Source organism: Photorhabdus kayaii (assembly GCF_025384895.1).
Lineage (GTDB): Bacteria > Pseudomonadota > Gammaproteobacteria > Enterobacterales > Enterobacteriaceae > Photorhabdus > Photorhabdus kayaii.
Map to the genome: position 1 here is coordinate 1 of NZ_JAJAFZ010000117.1, position 6554 is coordinate 6554.

At 44.3% G+C, this 6554-nt stretch carries 4 protein-coding genes; 1 reads left to right on the top strand and 3 read right to left on the bottom strand.

Annotated features, from left to right (window positions below):
• Positions 1–347: 347 nt before the first annotated feature.
• Complete coding sequence (locus LGZ98_RS22720) at positions 348–881, bottom strand: single-stranded DNA-binding protein (protein WP_262978641.1); 534 nt, start codon at positions 879–881, stop codon at positions 348–350.
• Positions 882–1240: 359 nt separating this feature from the next.
• Between LGZ98_RS22720 and uvrA the strand changes: the two genes are divergently transcribed.
• Entirely contained in the window at positions 1241–4075 is a 2835-nt protein-coding gene (gene uvrA / locus LGZ98_RS22725; protein WP_113043559.1) for an excinuclease ABC subunit UvrA, read from the top strand.
• Between the two features lie 60 nt (positions 4076–4135).
• On the opposite strand, the gene LGZ98_RS22730 is transcribed toward uvrA, so the two are convergent.
• Both LGZ98_RS22730 and LGZ98_RS22735 read right to left on the bottom strand, forming a co-directional pair.
• Complete coding sequence (locus tag LGZ98_RS22730) at positions 4136–5074, bottom strand: pseudouridine-5'-phosphate glycosidase (protein WP_113043558.1); 939 nt, start codon at positions 5072–5074, stop codon at positions 4136–4138.
• Positions 5071–6162, bottom strand: coding sequence for a PfkB family carbohydrate kinase (locus tag LGZ98_RS22735; RefSeq protein WP_113043557.1), 1092 nt, complete (start codon positions 6160–6162; stop codon positions 5071–5073). Before LGZ98_RS22735 ends, LGZ98_RS22730 begins: the two co-directional genes overlap by 4 nt.
• Positions 6163–6554: the final 392 nt, after the last annotated feature.

Here is a 6554-nt window from a genome sequence, read left to right on the forward strand (position 1 = left end):
TATGAATGTCAATAATGGGTTAAAAATGGGCCTTCCACATTTTGAATGTAAGTGTCCAGCAAGCAACCGTCTCCCATGTCTGAACTCTTGTCGATAGCGTAGACGTCAACCTGTTGCAGAAGAGCATATGTTTAGGTAAAACAAGAGTGGCTGGCGCAAAGTAGGTTATTTCCCCGCAACCAGCCTTTTCCTGACATGCTACACTCCCCTCCCTCTTTCGAAGTGCAAACCCATTACTGGGTAAGGATTAGTCAAGCTTGTAATAGGCGCTCCAACCGCCTATGATTATCACGACAACACAACATAACCAATTGTTTTACAATGAAAAACAATGAAAAATTAAAACTCTAAAACGGAATATCATCATCAAAATCCATTGGTGGTTCATTGCTTTGTGGAGCAGAGGATTGAGCTGGACGCGAAGGAGCGCCGCCGCCGCTGAACTGCTGAGATTGTTGCTGTGGTTGTGGCTGCTGTGGCTGTCCCCAACTGCCGCCTTGTGGTTGGCTATCCTGGAAACTACCACCACCAGCACGGCTGCCCAACATTTGCATGGTACCGCCCATGTTTACCACCACCTCCGTGGTGTAACGCTCCTGACCGTTCTGATCCTGCCATTTGCGGGTTTGCAGAGAACCTTCAATATAAACCTGTGAACCTTTACGCAGGTATTCACCCGCGACTTCCGCCAGTTTGCCAAATAAAACAACCCGGTGCCATTCAGTCTTCTCTTTCATCTCGCCGGTCTGTTTATCTCGCCAGCTTTCAGAAGTCGCCAAAGTAATGTTAGTCACTGCACCGCCGTTTGGCATATAGCGGACTTCCGGGTCTTGCCCCAGGTTACCGATTAAAATAACTTTGTTTATGCCTCTGCTGGCCATTGGGAATACTCCTGATGAAATGAATTTCTACAATTATTAAGCAACACAGTTTAACATGCGACGCTAAAAATGAAACGCAGCCGCTTTAAAGCAGACTTTGCGAAGCTCCCCGTAATTTAATTCCGTACTTATTACATTATTTCACTTAAACACTGTATATCTAATCAGTCAACTCTGTGTAATAATAACTCACTTATTATTATATACCCTATGGATTTCAAGATGCATCGCGGCGGCAAGGGAGTGAATCCCCGGGAGCATAGCAAACTATGTGACCGGGGTGAGCGAGTGCAGCCAACAAAGAGGCAACTTGAAAGATAACGGGTATATGCACGTATGAATAATCCGGGAAATGGTTCATGGACAACATCGAAGTTCGGGGCGCACGTACCCACAATCTCAAAAATATCAATCTGATAATTCCCCGAGACAAGCTGATCGTTATCACCGGTTTGTCCGGCTCAGGTAAGTCTTCTCTGGCATTTGATACGCTTTATGCCGAGGGGCAACGTCGCTATGTGGAATCGCTTTCAGCTTATGCGCGCCAGTTTCTGTCACTGATGGAGAAACCCGATGTTGACCATATTGAAGGATTATCCCCGGCCATTTCTATTGAGCAGAAATCCACTTCCCATAACCCACGCTCAACCGTAGGGACTATTACCGAAATTCATGATTATCTGCGTTTGCTGTTTGCCCGCGTAGGTGAACCTCGTTGCCCAGATCACGATATTCCATTGACGGCACAAACTGTTAGTCAGATGGTAGATAATGTGCTAACACTGCCAGAAGGTCATCGCCTGATGTTGCTGGCGCCTATCGTCAAAGAGCGAAAAGGCGAGCATACTAAATTGTTGGATAATCTGGCAGCACAAGGTTATATCCGCGCCCGTATTGATGGTGAAGTCTGTGATCTATCCGATCCGCCGAAATTAGAATTACAGAAGAAACACACCATTGATGTGGTCATTGATCGCTTTAAAGTTCGTGCCGATCTGGCACAACGCCTCGCTGAATCTTTTGAAACAGCGCTGGAACTTTCAGGCGGCACCGCTATTGTCGCCAATATAGATGATAATACAGCCGAAGAGCTGATTTTCTCCGCTAACTTTGCGTGTCCTGCATGTGGCTACAGCATGAGTGAGCTGGAACCACGCCTATTCTCTTTTAACAACCCTGCCGGGGCTTGCCCTACTTGTGATGGTTTAGGTATTCAGCAATTTTTTGATCCTGATAGAGTCATTCAGAATGGTGATATCTCCCTGGCCGGTGGTGCAATTCGTGGCTGGGATCGCCGTAATTTCTACTATTTCCAGATGCTATGTTCATTGGCAGAGCATTATAAATTCGATATCGAAGCACCCTTCAATTCCCTCAGCACCAATATTCAGAAAGTGGTGTTGTACGGTTCCGGTAAACAATCCATCGAATTTAAATACACCAATGACCGTGGCGATACCACAGTGCGTAACCATCCGTTCGAAGGTGTACTGCATAATATGGAACGCCGTTATAAAGAGACGGAATCCACTGCCGTTCGGGAGGAATTGGCGAAATATATTAGTAATCGTTCATGTATTTCCTGCCACGGAACTCGCTTACGTAAAGAAGCCCGTTACGTATTTATTGAGAATACCACTCTGCCGGAGATCTCTGATTTCAGTATCGGCCATGCGATGGATTTTTTCCAAAACATTAAACTCAGCGGTCAACGTGCACAAATTGCTGAAAAAGTACTGAAAGAGATCCATGACCGTCTGAAATTCCTGGTTAATGTTGGTCTGAATTATCTGACGCTCTCCCGTTCTGCCGAAACTCTGTCCGGTGGCGAAGCTCAACGTATCCGCCTTGCCAGCCAGATTGGTGCAGGTTTAGTGGGAGTGATGTATGTACTTGATGAACCTTCTATCGGGTTGCACCAGCGGGATAATGAACGCCTGCTGGAAACACTAATCCACTTGCGCAATCTGGGAAATACCGTGATTGTGGTTGAGCATGATGAGGATGCCATCCGGGCTGCCGACCATATCATTGATATCGGCCCCGGTGCAGGTGTTCATGGCGGTGAAATCGTCGCGGAAGGCACAGTTAAAGACATTATGGTGAGCAAAGATTCACTAACAGGTCAATTCCTGAGTGGAGAGCGTGAAATTGCCATCCCAGAGAAGCGTATCCCGGCAGATCCGAAAAAGGTGCTGAAACTGATCGGAGCGAAAGGTAATAACCTGAAAAATGTGACGTTCAATCTGCCAGTTGGGTTATTTACTTGTATTACCGGGGTTTCTGGTTCCGGTAAATCGACGTTAATCAATGATACGCTGTTTCCGATTGCACAACGCCAGTTAAATGGCGCAACCAATATCACCCCTGCGCCTTATATCGATATTCAAGGGCTAGAGCATTTCGATAAAGTGATTGATATTGACCAGAGCCCGATTGGCCGAACTCCCCGCTCTAACCCGGCAACTTATACCGGCATCTTTACACCAGTCCGGGAATTATTCGCTGGCGTACCTGAATCACGCACCCGTGGTTATACACCTGGACGATTCAGTTTTAACGTTAAAGGTGGACGCTGTGAAGCTTGCCAAGGTGATGGCGTTATTAAGGTAGAAATGCACTTCTTGCCTGATATTTATGTCCCTTGTGATCAGTGCAAAGGTAAACGTTATAACCGTGAAACACTGGAAGTCAAATATAAGGGCAAGAATATCAATGAAGTCTTGAATATGACGATCGAAGAAGCTCGCGAATTCTTTGATGCAGTTCCTGCTCTGGCCCGTAAACTGCAAACCCTCATGGACGTTGGCCTTTCTTACATCCGTCTGGGACAATCAGCAACAACGTTATCAGGCGGTGAAGCGCAGCGAGTAAAACTGGCGCGTGAACTATCCAAACGCGGAACTGGGCAGACGTTATATATTCTTGATGAGCCAACAACAGGTTTGCATTTTGCTGATATTCAGCAACTATTAGCGGTTCTGCATCAGTTACGCGATCAAGGGAATACCATTGTGGTTATTGAACATAACCTTGATGTGATAAAAACCGCTGACTGGATCGTGGATCTTGGCCCAGAAGGAGGTAGCGGCGGCGGTGAAGTTCTGATTTCTGGTACACCAGAAGAGGTCGCCAAATGTGAAAAATCACATACTGCACGTTTCCTAAAACCTATATTGAAGAAAGAGGCATAATTCATAGATAGGGGCTCAGTTAGCCCCTTATTTTCTAGCCGCAACTTTTTGAAACAGATTTCACATGCCGCGTTCCCAATAACAACAAGCAATTTTCGCTGCCAGTTCAGCGTTATTAAGCACTAACTGAATATTGGAAGATAGGCTATTGCCCCCGGTTAACTCAGAAACTCTAGCTAACAAAAACGGCGTACACGCTTTTCCATTTACTCTCTGTTCTATGGATTCGCGTACTGCCTGTTCGATAGCAGCATTGATCTCCGCTTCCGGCATGGCGTATGGCTCAGGGATCGGATTAGCAACGACCAAACCGCCCTGTAATCCAGTATCCCATTTTACTGCCATCGCCTGAGCTATCTGTTCTGGAGAATCCAGACGAATATTGACGGGGAATGGGCTGGTACGACAGAAAAACGCCGGTAAAGCGTGAGTTTGATAGCCAATTAGTGGTACGCCATGAGTTTCAAGATATTCTGTTGTCAGGCCAAGATCCAAAATGGATTTAGCACCAGCACAGACTACCGCGACACTGGTTTTCGACAATTCCTGTAAATCGGCCGAAATATCAAAAGTCTGTTCCGCTCCCCGGTGCACACCACCAATACCACCGGTAGCGAAGATTCTAATCCCGGCCATTGCCGCAATAATCATGGTAGAAGCTACCGTCGTCGCGCCATTTTTTCCGGCCGCGATAACAAAGGGTAAATCACGACGACTGACTTTAGTTATCTTGTCACCTTCTCTACCCAAAAACGCTATTTCTTCATGCGACAGACCTGCTTTCATCATCCCATTGATAACAGCAATTGTTGCAGGAATAGCGCCATTTTCCCTGATTTTCTGCTCAACTTGTAGCGCAGTCTTTATATTTTGCGGGTAAGGCATTCCATGAGCAATAATGGTAGATTCCAACGCCACAACCGGTCGGTTATTCTCTAATGCCTCTGTAACTTCCGGGGAAATATCCAAATATTCATTGCTAATAGCATGATTTTTCATAATTGTAATTCCAACAGTTTTTGGACACTGCCATTTGACAGATTTGGATTATTGGTCAATTCGCAAGAGAGCGTGAGTGCGGAGCATCCTTGAGCAAAGCGAACACTTTCTGCCAGCGTCATATTTTCTAGCCAGCAGTTCACCAGCCCAGCCATCATGGCATCTCCGGCACCTGTTACATTGACAATCTTGATACTGATGGGAAGTGACCAGCCTGCCACACCATTACTTTCACTAAAGTAGACACCTTCTACGCCCATGCTGAGTACCAACCGCTGTACACCTTGATCGTGAAACCACCGCGCCACTGCCGGAACATCGGTAGGTTGGGTGATTTTCATTCCACTCAGTGCTTCCGCCTCCAGACAATTAGGTTTTAAGGTGTGGATATAGGAAAGCCAGTTTTTAATCTTAGGTGCTTTAAATGCGGATACTGTATCCACAAATACCGGTACCGTTCCGGCATTAGTCAACAGCCAAACCAAAGCTTCTTCAGATAAATTGCAATCAATAACCAGTACGCCAGCGTGCTGAATAAGATCACAATGATTCGCTAACAACGATGGCGTCAGTTTTTCCAAAATATGCATGTCATTGATGGCAACCAACATCTCACCACCGTCATCTAATAAGGAGACATATGTCGAGGTATTTTCACCATAAAACTTATAGCAATAGTTGACATTAACACCTGCGCATTTGGCCTGATCCAGTAAAGTGCTACCATAGAAATCATCGCCAACTACAGAAATAAGATGACATTCTTTACCTAATAACGCGATATTTTGAGCAATATTTCTTCCTACACCACCTGGGGTACATTTTATTTTTCCTGGGTTAGAATCTTGATAAATAAGTTTACCCGATGCATAACCGTAAACATCCATATTAATAGAACCAACTGTCACCACATAATTATGATCAGATAAAATATAACCTTTACCTTTTATATATCCCTTATTCATTAAATTCATAATATGACCAGCAACACCGGAGCGACTTATACCTAAAACATCAGCAATTTCCTGCTGTGGAATTAACGGATCTCGTCTCAGAAGTTGCAATATTTGTTTTTCCCGATTCGTCATTTTTGGACACTTGTTTGCTCTTAAATACACGTTTGTTTTATGTGTTAAAAGAAAAATAGTAAAGCGGGATTTTTTATTTTACAACTAAGTTGGGAGAGTGATCGTAAGAGTCTATGACTGGATTATCAGCCCTATTTTATGTGATAACCATCAAATTAAATCCTGTTGAAAAATCTTTTTTCTTTCATATTAATAATCAACCGATGTTTTATGCTAGAAATAAATTCAACAAAACAAAGCACTAAGTAAACCCTTATCGAAAGCTAACAAATGTTTGGATATACCTTGAAATGGTGAAAATTATTTTTCACCATCTGAAACATGTTTCATGAAAAATTGATCTGTTTCACATTAAAAAACATACTTCATAGCCGAAAATATCCACGAACAAA

Bases quoted from the DNA above. Each gene is read 5' to 3' on its own strand.
- LGZ98_RS22730 (WP_113043558.1), bottom strand. From the start codon at position 5,074: ATGAAAAATCATGCTATTAGCAATGAATATTTGGATATTTCCCCGGAA.
- LGZ98_RS22720 (WP_262978641.1), bottom strand. From the start codon at position 881: ATGGCCAGCAGAGGCATAAACAAAGTTATTTTAATCGGTAACCTGGGG.
- uvrA (WP_113043559.1), top strand. From the start codon at position 1,241: ATGGACAACATCGAAGTTCGGGGCGCACGTACCCACAATCTCAAAAAT.
- LGZ98_RS22735 (WP_113043557.1), bottom strand. From the start codon at position 6,162: ATGACGAATCGGGAAAAACAAATATTGCAACTTCTGAGACGAGATCCG.